The organism is Lutispora sp. QWL-02, assembly GCF_058315355.1.
In genome coordinates, this window is the sequence record NZ_CM177762.1 from 2,987,918 (window position 1) to 3,005,274 (window position 17,357).

General features: G+C 37.4%; 17 protein-coding genes and 1 riboswitch. Of the genes, 4 read left to right on the forward strand and 13 right to left on the reverse strand.

Annotated features, from left to right (window positions below; all coding sequences use genetic code 11):
- Window position 1: 1 nt before the first annotated feature.
- From AC4HCY_RS14205 to clpB, 7 genes are all read right to left on the reverse strand, one after another.
- Window positions 2-889, reverse strand: a complete 888-nt coding sequence (locus AC4HCY_RS14205; protein WP_323430862.1) for an RluA family pseudouridine synthase — start codon at window positions 887-889, stop codon at window positions 2-4.
- Complete coding sequence (locus AC4HCY_RS14210; protein WP_323430861.1) at window positions 886-1,776, reverse strand: RluA family pseudouridine synthase; 891 nt, start codon at window positions 1,774-1,776, stop codon at window positions 886-888. The genes AC4HCY_RS14205 and AC4HCY_RS14210 overlap by 4 nt, the downstream gene beginning before the upstream one ends.
- Window positions 1,757-3,157: a Na+/H+ antiporter NhaC family protein gene (locus AC4HCY_RS14215; protein WP_491094442.1), complete on the reverse strand. Its 1,401-nt coding sequence runs from the start codon at window positions 3,155-3,157 to the stop codon at window positions 1,757-1,759. The genes AC4HCY_RS14210 and AC4HCY_RS14215 overlap by 20 nt, the downstream gene beginning before the upstream one ends.
- 126 nt (window positions 3,158-3,283) lie before the next feature.
- Complete coding sequence (locus AC4HCY_RS14220) at window positions 3,284-3,499, reverse strand: hypothetical protein (protein ID WP_323430859.1); 216 nt, start codon at window positions 3,497-3,499, stop codon at window positions 3,284-3,286.
- Between the two features lie 192 nt (window positions 3,500-3,691).
- Window positions 3,692-4,660 carry an RluA family pseudouridine synthase gene (locus AC4HCY_RS14225; protein WP_323430858.1) on the reverse strand — a complete coding sequence of 323 codons (969 nt, stop codon included), beginning with the start codon at window positions 4,658-4,660 and terminating at the stop codon, window positions 3,692-3,694.
- Between the two features lie 16 nt (window positions 4,661-4,676).
- On the reverse strand, window positions 4,677-5,018 hold the full coding sequence (locus tag AC4HCY_RS14230; RefSeq protein ID WP_323430857.1) for a cupin domain-containing protein: 342 nt from the start codon (window positions 5,016-5,018) through the stop codon (window positions 4,677-4,679).
- A 121-nt stretch (window positions 5,019-5,139) separates the two neighbouring features.
- Complete coding sequence (gene clpB, locus AC4HCY_RS14235; RefSeq protein ID WP_323430856.1) at window positions 5,140-7,734, reverse strand: ATP-dependent chaperone ClpB; 2,595 nt, start codon at window positions 7,732-7,734, stop codon at window positions 5,140-5,142.
- Between the two features lie 271 nt (window positions 7,735-8,005).
- Here clpB and AC4HCY_RS14240 point away from each other — a divergent pair, with 271 nt between their 5' ends.
- Entirely contained in the window at window positions 8,006-8,206 is a 201-nt protein-coding gene (locus tag AC4HCY_RS14240; protein ID WP_323430855.1) for an alpha/beta-type small acid-soluble spore protein, read from the forward strand.
- A 54-nt stretch (window positions 8,207-8,260) separates the two neighbouring features.
- On the opposite strand, the gene AC4HCY_RS14245 is transcribed toward AC4HCY_RS14240, so the two are convergent.
- A complete protein-coding gene (locus AC4HCY_RS14245; RefSeq protein WP_323430854.1) occupies window positions 8,261-8,884 on the reverse strand; it encodes a GNAT family N-acetyltransferase in 624 nt (207 codons plus the stop codon).
- A gap of 138 nt (window positions 8,885-9,022) precedes the next feature.
- Window positions 9,023-9,158, reverse strand: a riboswitch (cyclic di-AMP (ydaO/yuaA leader).
- 274 nt (window positions 9,159-9,432) lie between these two features.
- Here AC4HCY_RS14245 and AC4HCY_RS14250 point away from each other — a divergent pair.
- On the forward strand, window positions 9,433-10,146 hold the full coding sequence (locus tag AC4HCY_RS14250) for a helix-turn-helix domain-containing protein (RefSeq protein ID WP_491094443.1): 714 nt from the start codon (window positions 9,433-9,435) through the stop codon (window positions 10,144-10,146).
- A gap of 18 nt (window positions 10,147-10,164) precedes the next feature.
- Here the strand turns inward: AC4HCY_RS14250 and AC4HCY_RS14255 are convergent, their stop codons facing one another.
- Window positions 10,165-10,584, reverse strand: coding sequence for a thioesterase family protein (locus AC4HCY_RS14255; RefSeq protein WP_323430852.1), 420 nt, complete (start codon window positions 10,582-10,584; stop codon window positions 10,165-10,167).
- A gap of 132 nt (window positions 10,585-10,716) precedes the next feature.
- Between AC4HCY_RS14255 and AC4HCY_RS14260 the strand changes: the two genes are divergently transcribed.
- Complete coding sequence (locus tag AC4HCY_RS14260) at window positions 10,717-11,745, forward strand: M42 family metallopeptidase (RefSeq protein WP_323430851.1); 1,029 nt, start codon at window positions 10,717-10,719, stop codon at window positions 11,743-11,745.
- Here the strand turns inward: AC4HCY_RS14260 and AC4HCY_RS14265 are convergent.
- The 4 genes from AC4HCY_RS14265 to sigI form a co-directional block, all read right to left on the reverse strand.
- On the reverse strand, window positions 11,740-12,171 hold the full coding sequence (locus tag AC4HCY_RS14265; RefSeq protein ID WP_323430850.1) for an aspartate carbamoyltransferase regulatory subunit: 432 nt from the start codon (window positions 12,169-12,171) through the stop codon (window positions 11,740-11,742). The two genes, AC4HCY_RS14260 and AC4HCY_RS14265, sit on opposite strands and share 6 nt — an antisense overlap.
- Window positions 12,164-13,099 (reverse strand): aspartate carbamoyltransferase, encoded by a 936-nt coding sequence (gene pyrB, locus AC4HCY_RS14270; RefSeq protein WP_323430849.1) that lies wholly within the window; start codon window positions 13,097-13,099, stop codon window positions 12,164-12,166. The genes AC4HCY_RS14265 and pyrB overlap by 8 nt, the downstream gene beginning before the upstream one ends.
- 175 nt (window positions 13,100-13,274) lie before the next feature.
- Window positions 13,275-14,351 carry an anti-sigma factor domain-containing protein gene (locus tag AC4HCY_RS14275; RefSeq protein WP_491094444.1) on the reverse strand — a complete coding sequence of 359 codons (1,077 nt, stop codon included), beginning with the start codon at window positions 14,349-14,351 and terminating at the stop codon, window positions 13,275-13,277.
- Window positions 14,352-15,089: an RNA polymerase sigma-I factor gene (gene sigI / locus AC4HCY_RS14280; protein WP_323430847.1), complete on the reverse strand. Its 738-nt coding sequence runs from the start codon at window positions 15,087-15,089 to the stop codon at window positions 14,352-14,354.
- A 134-nt stretch (window positions 15,090-15,223) separates the two neighbouring features.
- Here sigI and AC4HCY_RS14285 point away from each other — a divergent pair, with 134 nt between their 5' ends.
- Entirely contained in the window at window positions 15,224-17,305 is a 2,082-nt protein-coding gene (locus AC4HCY_RS14285; RefSeq protein ID WP_491094445.1) for an S-layer homology domain-containing protein, read from the forward strand.
- Window positions 17,306-17,357: the final 52 nt, after the last annotated feature.

A 17,357-nucleotide genomic window follows, 5' to 3' on the forward strand; every position in this document is an offset into this window, starting at 1 on the left:
GCTAAAAGCCCAATATATCACATAGCAGCATCATATCTTCAGGTATTTTGGCATGCAGCTCAATATCTGATCCTATTGCGGGGTGAATAAAAAAAATCTTTTCAGCATGGAGCGCCTGCCTTTGTATTATCTCTCTGCTGCCCCCGTATAACTCATCGCCTAACAGGGGGTGACCCGAATAAGACATGTGGACTCTTATCTGATGTGTGCGCCCTGTGATAAGGTTGATCCTCAGCAAAGTTGCTGCTTCACTCTTTTTTATCACCTCATAAGAAGTAACTGCTCTTTGCCCGTCCTTGCTTATTATGCGCCTTATAGTGTGATAGCTTTCTCTCTTAATAGGCAAGTCGATGATATCTGCTTCCTTTTCAATCAAGCCCTCGGCAATAGCAATATACTCCTTATGAAATGAAAATTTCTCTTTGGACATCATATATTGAACATGAGAATTTTTTGCAAAAAGTACAAGCCCTGATGTATCTTTGTCAAGCCTGTTTATAGGTCTTATCTTAATATCTTTCCGCTTATTCCGCCAGTAGTATACCAAAGCATTGGCAACTGTTCCGGTAAAATGCCCCTTTGTAGGATGCACCGGCATTCCCGCTTCTTTATTTACAGCAATAATATAATCATCTTCATAAATTATATCCAGATCAAAAGCTTCCGGTAAAATATTTTCTGATTCCTTGTCCACTAAAAAAACCTCAAGCCTGTCGCCCATTGTAAGCTTTGCATTGACATAGGCTGCTTCGCCGTTTAATAGTATAGACGAATTCCTTTTCATATTGACCAAGTTCCTATGGGAAACTCCTAATTTATTTATCAGAAAATCCTTTATGCATCTGCCTGAATATTGTTCATCAATGATATATTCATTATGATCCTTCAATTTAATAAAGCCTCCTTAAGCCCTTTCAGCAGCAGCAAAATATCCGAAGGAAGCTGGGATTTAATAACTATACGCTCATTTTTGACCGGATGGGTGAAACTGAGTTCAGAGGCATGAAGAGCCTGTCTCTTTATTCTATCATCGTCTCCTCCATATAGGATGTCGCCTAATATAGGATGTCCCAGGCCGCTCAAATGAACCCTTATTTGATGAGTTCTCCCGGTTTTTATAGATATGGCTAAAAGCGATGCAGAAGTATAGGCTTCTAATACCTCATATTCAGTAACTGCAAATTTTCCCTCATCAGATATATATCTTTTGCCGACCTCATCCGGATGATCGCTTACAAAAGATTCTATCCTGCCTTTTTTATTCTTTGGTATACCCGAAACCACCGCCAAATATTTCTTTTCAAGGCTATCGGCAGAATATCTATCCATAAGGCTGTGTATTTGAGAACTTTTTGGTATAATAACTATTCCTGAAGTATTCATATCAATCCTGTTAAAAAACCTCACAGGCTCATTTATATTATTCTCATCGAAATAGTATCTCAAGCCATTTGCCAGAGTTTCTCCCTTGTGATTTTTGGTTGGATGAACTACCATATAAGGCGGTTTGTCAACTGCTAATATATCATCATCTTCATACAAGATGCTAATCTCCATTTTCTGCGGAACTATATTATCTTTTTGCAGGTCCTCTTCTTCAATGATAAGGAGATCGCCGTCTTTCAGCCGCGAATCTCCATATGCTTTTTTTCCGTTAATTTGAATACCCTTATCCATTAAGGCCTTAGCTCTTCTTGAGGATAAATACATATCTTCCTTCAAATATGCTATCAATGTTTTTTTGCTCATACCTAACTTAACTATGTGATTCTTCATTCATATTCCCTCTTTTAAATGCTAAACTATTATTTTGAAAAAATAGTATGCTTACTGCTGATATTATAGGCATGATATATGATAAAAATGCATAGGGCAAATAGCTTATTACCGATACCCCCATGATGGATGCCGGCGTTAAAGCCGCAACATTCCATGGTATTATGGAGCTCACCATGACTCCTGAGTCTGAAAGCAATCTGGCAAATTCTTTTTTGTCAATTCCCATATCTTTATATCTCTGCATCAACACTCCTGATGGTACTATTATTGATATCACTTGATTGCACATAAACAATGCGGAAACAATACTAAACCCTATGGTAAAGAGCATAAGCTCTCTTGATGTTTTAATCTTCTTCAATATGGGCTCAATCAAGGTTTCTACCATTTTGGTCCCTTCAAATACTCCGTTTAATGAGGTGGCACAAACAAGCACAATGAACATGGTTTTAAAGGAAACAAGTCCTCCTCCGGCCAGAACAACGCTATATTCGGCAGGCATTGAGGGATGGAATCCCATAACTGCCGCCTTTACCACTTCAATAGCAGAAATCCGCTGATAAACAATGGAGAAAATTGTTCCAATAGCCACTGATGCTGCCATTGTATATAAGGCCGTAAGCTTAAAGACATAGAAAACTATCAATATTACAGGAGGTATCAAAAGCAGAGGCGATATGTTGGCATATTGAGTCATCAAATTTTTATAATCTATAATATTATGAGCATTAGAGTTCATGCCTGTATAATTCAGCCCTATGACAAAATAAAAAATAATGCTTAACACCGCTCCTATAGATATAGTTTTCATAAAATACTTCGAATTTTCATGGGGGCTTGTTTCGGTCATGGTTGAAACAAGATTGAAAACACTTGAGATAGGCGAGGTCCTATCCCCAAAAAAGGCTCCGGATATTATGGTGCCGGCTATAGCGGGAAGCGGTATATTCATTGCACTTCCTAATCCGATCAATACGATACCCACAGTGCTCACCGTACCGGTAGAAGTTCCCATGAGCATAGATATTGCTGAGGATATAATAAATGACGATACAAGAAATATCCTCTCATTTATCATTCCAAAGCTGTAATACAGCATAGCAGGTATTACACCGCCGACTTTCCATATGCCTATCAGCATAGCTATCATTGATAGCATGATCAATACCTTGGAGCTTTTTTTCAGACCTGCATATGCAAAATTGATCAATGTCCTTATATTATATCCGTTAATAATTCCAACAATAAATGATGCAATTAACCCTATAATAAGTCCAAAATACAATGGTTTATTAAAAACAAATATATTAAGAATCAGAGAAACGCTCAAAGTTACTATTACAGCCACGCACTGAAAGTATGGTATATTTTTTTTCATATAGACTTCCCCTATTCCCTAATAGGATAAATTCACTATATAATCAACCATAATAATTCTAATACATATATCATAAAATGTACAAGGCAAAAAGATAAAAAGCAGATAAATCATCTGCTTTTTATCTTAAATTATTGGATTAACTGCTGTACAGCTCTTACTTCCATTTTGCATCTGCTTTGCATGCTTCAATGTCTCGTCAGAAGACAACCGCTCTTGTAGCTTTAATAGTCTGATTATGTTCTGGTAGGCTTCCGGTTTTGAAAGTAATGCTTTATTATTATCCTTCATCATAACACCTCGCTTTAAATCCGACTTTGATAATAATAAAATGCCTTTCAACCTTGATAAACACCTCCGAAATTCTGAAAGCATTTAATTCACTTTATAGATTAATTATATACTATTTTTAGAATCTTTTCTCGGTGCTCAGCCTTCCATAGCCGTTGTTATAGCTCCCAATAGCCATTAATCCCTATTTATTCGAGATAGGATATTGACTTTATATGAAGTCCTCTGTAATGTTCCGTCTTCCTATAGTGTTCGCTGGCCGAAGAGATGCTTAATTATTGCTTCATATTCTTGCGGCATGCTGCTGTGCCATGTCTTGTTTTTTAAGTATTGAAGCTCTTGAGGAGGATTATTGAAATTTAATATATGAGCCAGTAGAAGTTGATGGTTCAGCCCAAACCTCTTCTTAAAATATTCATTGACCCTTTTATCTCCATATTTGGCGTCGCCTATTACAGGATGGCCGATATTTGATAGATGAGCCCTTATTTGATGGAATCTCCCCGTGACCAGTTCGACCAAGAGCAAGGAGTATTCACCATTATCACACTTTTTCTCATAATACGTTCTGGCTTCCTTCCCTCTATCATCCTCTTCCCTTGCTAAAAATGTTTTTCTGCTGCTTTCATCCTTTTCCAGCAGGCCTATTATTTCCCCATTTACTTCCGTAATGCCCTTTACGGCACACAGATAAAGCTTTCTTAGGCTTCTCTCCCTTATCATCTCGTTGACGGCTTTGAGGCTTTTGTAATTTTTTGCAGCGATAACCAAACCTGCAGTATTTCTATCCAACCTGTTGCATATAGCCGGCGAAAAGGTTGGGGAGGTGCTGAACCCTTCAGCAGATTCTAAATAGTGCTGTACCCTGTATATAAGCGTATCCTTATCCTGGGCGCTTTGAGGATGGCTTAGCAGTCCGGCAGGCTTATCAACGATTATAATATTTTCATCCTCATAAACTATTTTGATATCTCCGCATTTGGTATCCTTCTTTTTGAACAGGGGCTCGACTCCCATATCAATATTGCTCAAAGTAACTATGTCTCCAACAGCAAGCATATTGGCTTCCCTGGATCTCTTGCCGTTTACTTTTATCTTGCCTGTTCTTATGTCTTTGTATATTTCACTCAAGGATGCTTTTTTCAACAGCTTCCTTAGGAATCGATCCAGCCTTTGGCCTGCTTCATTTTCAGTGATCCTTATATCCTTCATTTGATCTCCGCCTTAATCAACAATTCGCCGGTGAAAACACTGAATATAAAAGTATTTCCCCTTCACCTGTGTTAATAAGCCCATGCTCTTCTCCCGGATGGGCTATAATGCAATCTCCGGCTGCAGTCTTTACTCTTTCTCTATTTGCCAGAGCTAGGCCTTCACCTTTCATTATATAAAACACCTCAAGTATTTCGTGGGTATGAGGCACAATTTCTCCACCCTTTTCTATTCTAACTATATGAGCTGACAATCTGTCATTTTCTTTGGAAGTGGTCAGATGCCTAAGGAATACATCCCTATGCTTAGAATTCCTAATCCATTCCAATGACTCTTGATTTTTTATTATGGTACTCATATTATCCCCTCCAAACAGTATTGTATTAATCCATATATTTTGAATTATATCATATAGAAGGAAGGAAAAATCATCTCTGCCAGAATATATCCAGTGGAGATGATCTTTGCCTGAAGCAGCCTTACAGCTTTTTGAAATTCAGTTTATCTCCGTCCCTGCTGATCAATACCTTTTGACCTTCTGCAATTTCGCCGGAAATCAATGCCCTGCCTATAAATGTTTCGATGCTCTTTTGCAAATACCTCTTTATAGGCCTTGCTCCATATATAGGATCGTATGCATTTTCAAGAATCAAATTCTTGGCATCTTCGCTCAATCGGATTTCTATCTCTCTGTCCTTCAAGCGCTGAGCAATGCGGTCAAACTGCAAATCGATTATTTTTAATATCTCATCTTTGCTTAAGGGCTTAAAGAATACTATATCATCAACTCTATTTAAAAACTCAGGCCGGAAATACTTTTTCATCTCAGCTACAACAGCATCCTGTATCTTATCATCCAATGCTCCTTTTTTGCCTATGCCTTCCAGCAGATGTGAGCTGCCGATATTTGAGGTCATTATGATGACCGTATTCTTGAAATCAACCACATGACCGTGACTGTCGGTAACTCTTCCATCATCCAGTATCTGCAGCAGGATGTTAAAAACATCGTGATGGGCTTTTTCGATCTCATCAAATAGTATTACGGTATAAGGCTTTCTTCTCACCGCTTCTGTCAGCTGCCCGCCTTCATCATATCCTATATAGCCGGGAGGAGCTCCTATAAGTCTGGATACGGTATGCTTCTCCATGTATTCGGACATATCTATACGGACCATATTATCTTCGGTATCAAACAGTGCTTGAGCCAAGGTTCTTGCCAACTCCGTCTTACCCACTCCTGTAGGTCCTAAAAATATAAATGATCCTATAGGCTTCCTTGGGTCCTTCAGGCCGCTTCGCGCCCTGATCACCGCATCTGCTACTGCGGATACGGCCTCATCCTGGCCGATAACCCTTTCATGCAGCACTTCATCCAATCGCAGGAGCTTATCTTTCTCATTCTCCATAAGCCTGGTCACCGGAATTCCGGTCCATTTTGAAATTATTTCCGATATCTCATCATCTGTCACTTCTTCTTTCAGGAGCTGCTCTCCTTTTTGCAAACCCTCCAGCTTGAGCTTTTCTTCATTCAGCTTTCTTTCCAGGGCTGTGAGCTTGCCATACTTAAGTTCAGCTACCTTGTTTAAATCATATTCCAGCTCAGCTTTTTCTATCTGAGCTTTAACACTTTCAATTTCTTTTTTTGTTTCCCTTATGCTTTTAATACCCGCTTTTTCCAGTTCCCACTGTGCTTTCATAACATCGCTTCGGCCCTTCAGATCCGAGAGCTCCTTATTCAGCATTTCTAGTCTTTCCATGGACTGTTTGTCATCTTCCTTTTTTAATGCTTCCCTCTCTATCTCAAGCTGCATTATTCTTCTCATTATTTCATCGAGCTCCGCAGGCATGCTGTCAATCTCTGTCCTAAGCATAGCTGCTGCTTCATCTACCAAGTCGATTGCCTTATCAGGCAGGAATCTGTCGCTTATATATCTGTTTGATAAAACTGCAGCGGATATTAAAGCATTATCCTGTATCCTGACTCCATGATGTATCTCAAACTTTTCTTTCAATCCCCTTAGAATCGATATGGTATCTTCTACTGTAGGAGGATCAACCACAACGGGTTGAAATCTCCTCTCCAACGCGGCATCCTTCTCTATATATTTCCTATATTCATCCATGGTTGTCGCACCTATGCAATGGAGCTCGCCCCTTGCAAGCATAGGCTTCAAAAGGTTCCCGGCATCCATAGCGCCTTCTGTCTTGCCCGCTCCAACGATATTGTGTATCTCATCAATAAAAAGTATTATCCTGCCATTGGAACCCTCAATCTCTTTTAAAACTGCTTTCAGCCTTTCTTCAAACTCTCCGCGATATTTTGCTCCGGCAATAAGCGCTCCCATATCCAGGGAAAATATGCTTTTGCCCTTCAAGCCCTCAGGCACATCACCCTTCATAATTCTCTGAGCCAGCCCTTCGGCTACTGCAGTTTTGCCCACTCCCGGCTCGCCTATCAATATCGGATTATTTTTTGTTCTTCTTGAAAGTATCCTTATGATGCGCCGTATCTCGGAATCCCTCCCGATAACAGGATCAAGCTTTCCTTTCTTCGCATCTTCAACCAAATCCCTCCCGAATCTTTCCAGGGCTTCATAGGTTTCTTCGGGATTTTGACTGGTGATCCTTTGATTGCTTCTGATCAAGGACAATTCTTTTAGAAATCTTTCTCTGTTTACACCATATTTTTTCGTTATTCTCTCTGAAGGGCTATTTCTTTCATCTATAATAGCTAAATAAAGATGCTCAACGCTAATAAAATCATCCTTAAACTTTTTGGCCTCTTCCTCGGCCTTTATAAATACTTCTTCAAATCTTCTGGTGATTGAAACATTGCTATTGCTGCCATATACCTTCGGCATTTTGAATAATTCATCATTTAAATCCTTATAATAAAAATCAAATGGAATATTCATTTTGGTCAATATTTTTGAAATCAAGCTATCCTTTTGCGACAGCAAAACAAGATGCAAATGCTCTGCATCTATAGATTGATGGCTAAGCTTGATCGCCAGGTTCTGTGCTTCGAAAACTGCTTCTTGGGCTTTTTGTGTCAGCTTGTTAATATCCATAATCCTCATCCCCTTTGACTTTGACTTTCTTTGACTTTCATATATTATTTATATCATACTGATAGTTTAAATTAAAGAGCCTTATTTCATCTTTATTTTCATTATTCAAGGATTTATCGGGAAATATGCATAATATATCGTTTTTTCTTGGCCATGGTACTTTTTATTTTAAATATAAATACTTTCCTAAGAAATACTTAGCAGCGTATGCAAAATATAACACTAATATTTTAATTAAAAAAGTAAAATATAATAGCAGGAGGTGATATTAATGGCAAGAACAAATCGTAAAGTAGTACCTCAAGCTACAGCCGCTCTCGATAGAATGAAATTTGAAGTAGCTTCTGAAGTAGGTGTAAACCTTAAGGAAGGTTACAATGGTGATTTAGCATCAAGGGATGCCGGAAGAGTTGGCGGAAACATGGTTAAGAAGATGATAGAACAGGCTGAAAGAAGCATGTCTGGAAGATAATTGAATAATGAATATAATAAAAGCACCCCTTTTGGGGTGCTTTTATTATATTCATTATTCTACCTTCTTGTGATATATCAGATCTGTATATAAATTATCGTTATAATTTTCATATCGCATTCCGGCAAGGCTGTATTTTTGCTTTTTTCTGAACTGAAGAGAAGCAAAATTAGGTTGGGGACTTATTATTGTCTCCGCGAAAATATTGTGGACACCCTCACTTTTTAGATCAGATAATAATCTTGTATAAATAAGACTGCCTATACCTTGCCCTGTCAAATCTGCCTTTATAGCGGTTTTATCTACGACAACGAAATTATCCAGCTTGCTTTTATCAAAATCCGGTCTCCAATACACATCCGCAAGCCAATCCGGATTATCTTCCAGCCATTGCTCTTTCGTATATGTCATCATAAAACCATATATCTTATCATATTCAGCAACATAGAAGTGATCAAGGCTGTTGATACCTTTCAATAGCTTCTTCTTATAAAACTTAGGATTGGCTCTATAATCATCCACCAAAAAACCTTGCTCGGATATTTTTTCTGAGCTGCCCACAGAGCAGGCTATGCCATATATTTCATTCAAATCATTTTTGTTTGCTTTCCTCACTCTTAGAAGCTTTTTCAATATAAAGTGATTCAGTTCTACACTGGTTCTGTTAACTACAACCATAGTTATACCTCCTTTTATTTATTAGTAAAATATAAGATTGTCAGGGGAGGCAGGAGCTATAAAAAAAGCCGCGGAGGAATCCACGGCTTAAGGTTTTTTCAATACACTTCATAAAGCGTATAGACCTTATACACCCAAACCTCCTCTTCCCACGCTTACGAGGTTAGCTGACGGATTCGGACCGAAAGAGAATGGCCCTACCCACAAAAGTGGGATTCACCCCATATTATTGGTTCCCCCGTTTCCTCTCAAAGGAATTCAGCGAAAGTATGAGCATTATTCAATTTTTATTATGTTATTATACTACATAGACGTAAAAAAATAAATAATGTTTCAGGCTGTTACAAAAAGTTTACAATTATTTACCAAGCTTTCATCTATAGTGATATTATGATAATATAAATAATATGCATTTACAAGTAAATTTATTTTATGGCTTATTAGTTTTTTTTAACATTGAGTCTACTGCAATGACTCATTTGTGAATCTCTGTTGCTCATACCAACAACGATTGCAGAGGAATCAACATTAATAATGGAGGCTTTTAGATGAGTATCATTGGTACAAATATAAGAAACACAAGAAATAAGAAGAATTTGTCTTTAAAAGAGCTTGCCAAGAAGTCCGGGGTTACTGAACAATACTTGGCTGATATTGAGTCTGGGAAAAAGATTCCCAATCAAAAGCTTATTGAATCTATTTCTAAAGCCCTTGGTATAAGCGTTGACTTGCTTGAACCCTCATATTTTTCCCAATACTTTGAAGATGATGATGAAAAAAATGAACCTAAAAACCTAAAGCACAAAATTACTGATAGAAAACCTTCTGAGGATGATAATGCCATATCATCAGCATTGTCCAAGGCTGTCAGAAAGATTCCCGTTATTGATAAAATAACCTCAGTAAAGGATTTTCCTAATAAAAATGATATAGTGGATTACAAATATGAGCCGGTTTTTCAAAACAAGGCAGCCAATGTTCCCGATGGAGAATTTGTTTATTATATTGCACAGGATAATGCCATGGCTAATTCAAGAATTTCAAAAGGTGATCTGGCTCTTGTCTTTATCACAGATTCCATAAGAAACGGGGATATAATATTATATATGGAGAAAAACAAATGCTATATCAGGCGTATAGCTTTTCTAGACAAGGAAGATATTCTTCTTTATGCAGACAATCATGAATATCAGCCCATTCTATCGAACCAGAAAAATATTAATATAATCGGGAAAGTTGTTAGAGTAGAGTTTAAAATATAACCCTTAATCTTGTCATATTTATGGTTGAGGCTGTAATCCTTCTATTCTCTTGCTGACCTTTTCTCTGAGCAAGCCATGATTGACAATATGCCTTTCATGATGTCCGCTGCCAATCTCGCCTAGCTCATCGTATGCTTTAAGTTGGAAAACGATTCTGTTATTTTCAATCTCTGATATGGAAGCATTGACCGTAACCGTCATATCCTTTACCGTCGGCTGGAAATGATCGATGCTTAAAAATTTGCCGATAGTGATGTAATTGTCCGGGAGAAGGGGGTCTACTACAGAAACCGCAGCTTCGATCATCAAGGCCGATAGTACGGGCGTAGCCAGCAGATCCTTTATGGAGCCGCTGCCGAAATACAGTGCGGTGTCTTCTTCGGTTATTTTCTTTTGGATAGTTTTAGACATGCCTATATTTAGTAATGGTAACCTCATATAAATCACCCCTTTTATTTTATAATACCATATATTCGTAAATAAGTCTAAATATTCTGAATAATCATCCGGTTCCACTCTTCTCTTACTTTATGCTATAATGATTTTGTTAAGAAATGGAGGCGATGCAAAATGAACATTGACTATATTGTATCCTTTATGAAAAAATTATGTGAGACACCCAGCCCTTCGGGTTTTACTCAAAATGCAATAGCATTGATCGAAGAAGAGCTGAAGTCCTTTGGTATCGGCACAAGCTTAACAAATAAGGGCTCTTTGTCAGCCTTGATACCGGGGAAAAATCCAGCACCGCAAAAAGCTTTAGCTGCTCATACGGATACGCTGGGAGCCATGGTAAAAAGAGTCAAGGAAAACGGCAGAATTTCATTTGCAACTATAGGCGGGTATTCCATGGATTCTGTTGAATGCGAAAACTGTTTCATCCACACTTCCAAAAACACTTTGCACACAGGTACAATTCATACAATTAAGCCATCAGTACATATCCATGAGGATTCCAAAACCTTGGAAAGAAGCTTGGAAAATATGGAAATCGTAATCGATGAAAAAGTATTTTCTGCTGATGATGTAGCTGAGCTGGGCATTGAAGTCGGCGATTTTATCACTTTTGATCCTAGATTTGAATATACCAAAAGCGGTTTTATTAAATCCAGGCATTTGGATGATAAAGCGAGCGTTGCTATTTTAGCAGGATTGTGCAAGCATATCATTGATAACGATATATTCCTGGAAAATTCAGTGCAAATCCTTATAACCAACTATGAAGAGGTTGGACATGGGGCAAGCTTTGGTCTTATGCCCAGTGTTAAAGAGCTATTGTGCCTTGACATGGGTGCTCCCGGAACAGGACAGAATTCAACCGAATATGCCGTATCAATATGCGCTAAAGACAGCGGCGGCCCCTATGACTTTAGCCTTAGAAGCCGCCTTGTTAAGCTGGCAAAGGATAATGATATAGATTATAAGGTAGATATATATCCTCACTACGGTTCTGATGCAGGTGCTGCCCTAAAATCCGGATTTGATATCAAGTTCGGCCTTATAGGACCGGGAGTATATGCGTCACATTCCTATGAAAGGACTCACAAAGACTCAATCGTCAATACAGCCGAGCTTGCATTGAAATATATCCTTTTATAGCATATAGGACGTATGCTCCTCGCAATATTCACATGAATACTCTACTGTCCCATTGACTTTAACCAATTTGAAAAGCGGGCTGATATTATCCTCCGCATTGCTTATGCAGCGGGGGTTTTTACATTTAAACAATCCATGGACTTCCTTTGGTATCTCAACCTTCATCTTTTTAGTTATTGTTTCATTTTCAACTATATTTATGGTTACATTTGGATCAATGAGGCCTAATATGGTCATATCAACATCTATGCAGTTTTCAATTTTAATGATATCCTTTTTACCGTATTTGCTGCTCGTTACATTTCTAAGCAGCACCACAGGGAAATCAGCTTCACCAAGGTTCAGCTTGTCAAATATTTTTTTACCTTTTCCTTGAGTTATATGGTCGATCACTATTCCATAATGGATGCTTTCAACTTTAAGCATTGATATTCACCCCCAATTGTGATGCCATCAGTGCCATTCTGGCATATACGCCAAATCGGGCTTGTTTAAAATAAGCAGCTCTCTCATCATCATCGACGTCATAGCTTATTTCATTCACCCTTGGAAGGGGGTGCATTACCAGCATATCCTTTTTAGAGTCCCTGAGCTTGCTTCGGTTCAATATATAACTATCCTTAAGCCTTACATAATCAGCTTCATTAAAAAATCTTTCTTTTTGAATCCTTGTCATATATAGAATATCTATGTTGTTGATTATGGCTTCTAAGTCTTCTGTTTCTAATATCTCTGCATGTGCTTCATTCTGCAGCACGTGCTTAATATGATCAGGCAGTCTCAATTCATTGGGTGAAACAAGTATAAATTTATTATCGGAATATCTTGACAAGGTCTTAATCAAAGAGTGGACCGTTCTTCCAAACTTTAAATCACCGCAGAAAGCCACAGTATTTCCTGATATGGATCCTTTGAGCATCTTTATGGTCAGCAGATCCGTTAAGGTCTGGGTTGGATGCTGATGTCCTCCGTCACCTCCATTTATCACAGGTATATCGGAATACTTGGATGCCAATCTCGGTGCACCTTCCTTCGGATGTCTTATTACAGCGATATCAGCATAAGAAGATATAACCCTTATGGTATCTGCCATGCTTTCACCTTTAGCTGCCGAGCTTACATTGGCATCAGAAAAGCCAAGTACCTTTCCTCCCATTCTAAGCATAGCTGCCTCAAAGCTTAGACGTGTTCTCGTGCTTGGCTCATAAAATAAAGTTGCGAGTATCTTCCCTTTGCATATTTGAGAGAATTCTTCCCCATTTTCAATCATTTTTTCCGCCAGACTAAAAACTGAATCCAGCTCTGATAATGAAAAATCTCCCGGATCAATAAGATGTCTTCCTTTTAAATTCATAATCTCTCCTCCTTCTTAGTCTCACAGGACTAGTTTAAAGGCAGTACAAAAAACCTTCCAACATCAGCTGGAAGGTTGATAATAACATAAGTAAGCCAATTATTCATCACCTTCCCAGCCTCACTGGACTAGTTTAAAGGTACTTAACTAAAATTAACACAAATCTTTAGACTTGTCAATTTTTATTTTTTGGATCTTTATTGCTGCTGCCCTTTACTTTTTCATTATCTTGCTTGTTAGGCTTATCCTTTTGCTCTAATTTAGGTTTGCTTATATCCTTTTCTTTGTTTTTATTAAGTTCATACTTTTTCCCATTATCCTCAGGATTATCGGGCTTATTCTTTTTAACATTGTCATTTTTATTGCTATCTTTCTCTTTCTTATCTTTAGCAGCTTTGTCTCCTTTATCGCTTTTACCTTTCGATGCTTTGTCTCCTTTATCGCTTTTATCTTTAGGTGCTTTGTCTCCTTTATCGCTTTTACCTTTCGATGCTTTGTCCCCTTTATCGCTTTTACCTTTCGATGCTTTGTCTCCTTTATCGCTTTTATCTTTAGGTGCTTTGTCCCCTTTATCTTCTGATTTATCAGACTTTGCATCTTTAGATATATACTGCACTACTGATACTCCCATTTTATCAGCTTTATCCTTAACCTTTTTATCAGAAACAAATGCATTGATTTTTCCATCTATGCTATGAGCTACTACTTCTTCCTTTATAGCATTTTCCATTATTTCTATCAGTTCATTCCCGCTTTGATGGTTTTCTTTTTCCATAATTGCGTACAAGGTTATTTCATTGCTGTCATCCTTATCCAGGTAATTCATATCGATGGTCTTCGCAATTATTTGTTTAACGCCTTCAACGCCATCCATTTTTTTTATATTTATTTTATCCAGCAATTCTTTACCTTCCTCATCCAATCCCCTGCTGCCAATAATTATTCCTTTCTTATTCAAGGCAAGTTCGATGCTTGGATTGATATCAATACCTACATAGGCATATGCAGCTATGTTTTCTTGATAGAAGCTGAGGAAAAGATAGCTGCAGAAAACCAAAAGCATAAAGCATGCAGCATTGACATATCTATTAGCTCTAAAAACAAGCCTTCTTTTCAAAATATCCACGTCATTAAAGCATATCTCCATGCCCTGGTACATCCCTTTAAAAGCTTTAATATCGCAAAATGTGCAATCTTCAGCCATTAAAGTTGCTCTGTCCCTGTTCAATTTAATTACCACGCCTTTTCTCATCTATTCCACTTCCTTCAGCAAGTTATACACATAGCCTTTTATTATTTCATTATTGCTCAGCAGTATAAGGCATACAGCCAGAATAAATTTTTTATTTTTATGCAACACTTTTCTGCTGATATGTAAATTTCTTTCAATCTCTGCAACCGGGATTTTTCTGCTGTCCATAATTTTTTTCATTAGGATTTCGTCCTTGACTATTTGCGAGGCAATTCTTGCTGAATTCTTCCTGGAATCTAAATGCTTTGGACTGCTTTCAACCAAATCTTCTATTGAGATCCCGAAGCCATGCAGTTTTTTTATAAAATCTTCCATCTCTTCTGAAACATCTTGGTTTTCCCATTGACTGCTATCTACAAATAATCTCTCTTCTATATCTTCGCCTTCATAGATCTCATTTAAATATGAGATAGGAATTGTATCAAAATTCTTTTTTTCCTTTCTATAGAAATCAATAAGCCTATTCTTTATTACTCTTTCTGCAAAGCTTAAAAAAGATCTCGATCTTTCAATATCAAACCTGTCTATTGCTTCATTAAAAGCTATCAGGCCTACGCTCAGTTCATCACTGTCACCATCAGAAACAAATCTCCCGGTCTCTTTACTTACTACATTTATAATAAAAGGCTTATAGTCCTGTATAAGTCCATTTCTTTCACATAAATCACCATTTTTACTCATTAGGACTCTATCATGAATGTCCTTTTCTTTTTTAAATGGATTTTTGAGCAATATCATCACCCGACTTCTTATTATATTAATACGGCTTTTTTTTTATTTTGGAGCCTAATTTACATTGTTACCTAAAATTATACTGTGTTGCGTATTGTATAGCAAATAGTTAAAAAAAACTAATAAGGAGGAGATTGACAATGAAAAATATGAAGATTACAGCCTTATGCTTATCGGCTGCCATAGCTATATCAGCGGTTACGACTCCTGTTCTGGCTTATGCTGACAGTGATAAGGCAAAACTAGAAGTAAAGGGAAAAATGACTATCAATATGGGTAAAACCAGCAAATCAAAGAACCCAAAGCTAAACCCGGGGAATTTAAACTTCAAATTTTGCGACTCAAAAGATTATATGGAAAATATGGCCTGGGCAATGAAAGCTATTGAAAAGCTTGGGGCAAAAGGCATCATAAGCGGCTATTCGGACAAAAGCTATAAGCCCCAAAATAAAGTTACAAATATGGAAGCTTTAACATTGATATTGAAGCTCACAGGTAATGAAGATGAGTCCAAAAAGAATGATAGGATTCATTCATCTCTAACTCAATATGAAAAACAGTGGGGCCTTCAGTGGGGCTGGGGTTATCTATTTGTAGCCGTTGATAAGGGTATTTTGCTGCCTGAGGAAATCAAAGGCTTCAATCCGAATCAGCCTATAAAACGCCATGAATTAGCAAAATACTTGGTAAGAGCGATAGGCAAAGCAAAAGATGCTGAAAAGTATATGGACAGCAAGCTTGATTTCAAAGATGCTGATGCGGTTCCTAAAGCATCCAGAGGCTATGTTTATTTGATAAATGATCTTGGCATAATGACAGGCAACGAAAACAAACAGTTTAAACCCAATGAACCTTTGACAAGAGCAGAAATTGCAGTATTGATCGACAAAGCCGGCGACTACCTTGATAATTATGATGATAATCAAAATGAAGCAAAAGTTGTCTTTAAGTCTTATGATGATATCAATAATAAATTGACCGTGAGATATAATGGTAAAACAGTATACTATAAAACTATAGATAATGTAATAGTATATAAGGACAACGAATATACAGACATATATGATTTATCTGAAGGCGATGTTCTTGATGTAGTACTTGGCAGTGACAAGCAAGTTATATTCATCGAAGTAATCGGCTATACAGATGATGATGACGATGACTATAGTGAATATAGAGAAGATATAGATTTTACTGATGTAAACTATAGCAAGCTTCCTGCTTCTATACAAAAATATATTGACACTTCGAGAGCAACAAAAGGGTATAAAGCTTATAAGTATAATGATGCTATATATCTTGCAGCCTTCATGGGCAGAAAGAATACCGGAGGCTACAACATAGAAATCGAGGATATTCAAAGATATAAGCTAAACGGGAAATATATTGTTGAAGCAGTTGTCAAAGAAACAGAGCCGGATAAATACTCATCTGTAACTCAAGCACTGACTTATCCCTATACTGTTGTTAAATTTGACAGCTTTGACAATATATTCAGAGTAAACTTTGTAGATGAAAACGGAAATGTTTTAGTTCAAAAATCCATTGAAGCTTTGAAGGATGAAGCAACTACAGCAAGTGGAATTTTCTCCAAAACAGATGGTGCCTATATATATATAAAGGCAGGAACTAATTCCGTACTTACAAAATATGAAATGTCAGAAGACGCACCGGTATATATCAACAATAAGGAAAAAGCCCTTGATGATTTAAAATCTGGTATGAAGGTAAAACTCACTATATCAAATGATTTAGTGACTAAAATATCTGCAGATTATGAAGTGAAGGATGCTGAAGGTATTATCCAGCTAGTGGATGCAGCAAAAAAACAGGTAAGGGTAAAATATGAAAATAGATTTACTACCTATTCTATTGAAGAAAATGCGGATATCACTCTTGACGGCGAAGCATCAGAGCTTTCAAAATTACAATTTGGCATGAAAGTAGACCTTGAACTATTAAACAATAGGGTAGTTCGCATAGACGCAGTTAATTTTGAAGAAACCTATGAAGGCAAAATTAGAAATATAGAAATTGCAAGCAAGAAAGTAAAAAGCATCACACTATTAGTAGATAAGTCACAGATGAAATTTGACATTACTGCAGACACTTCCTTTGATATGCTTGATAGTGACGCAGAACCAACGGATTTGGTCATAAACAGTGAGGTAAAAATAAATCTTCTAAATGGGAAAGCTATAGAGGTTATAGAGTTAAAATAGTTATCGTTCTGAAGCAGCTCATCAGGGCTGCTTTTTCTTTACCCATTTCATT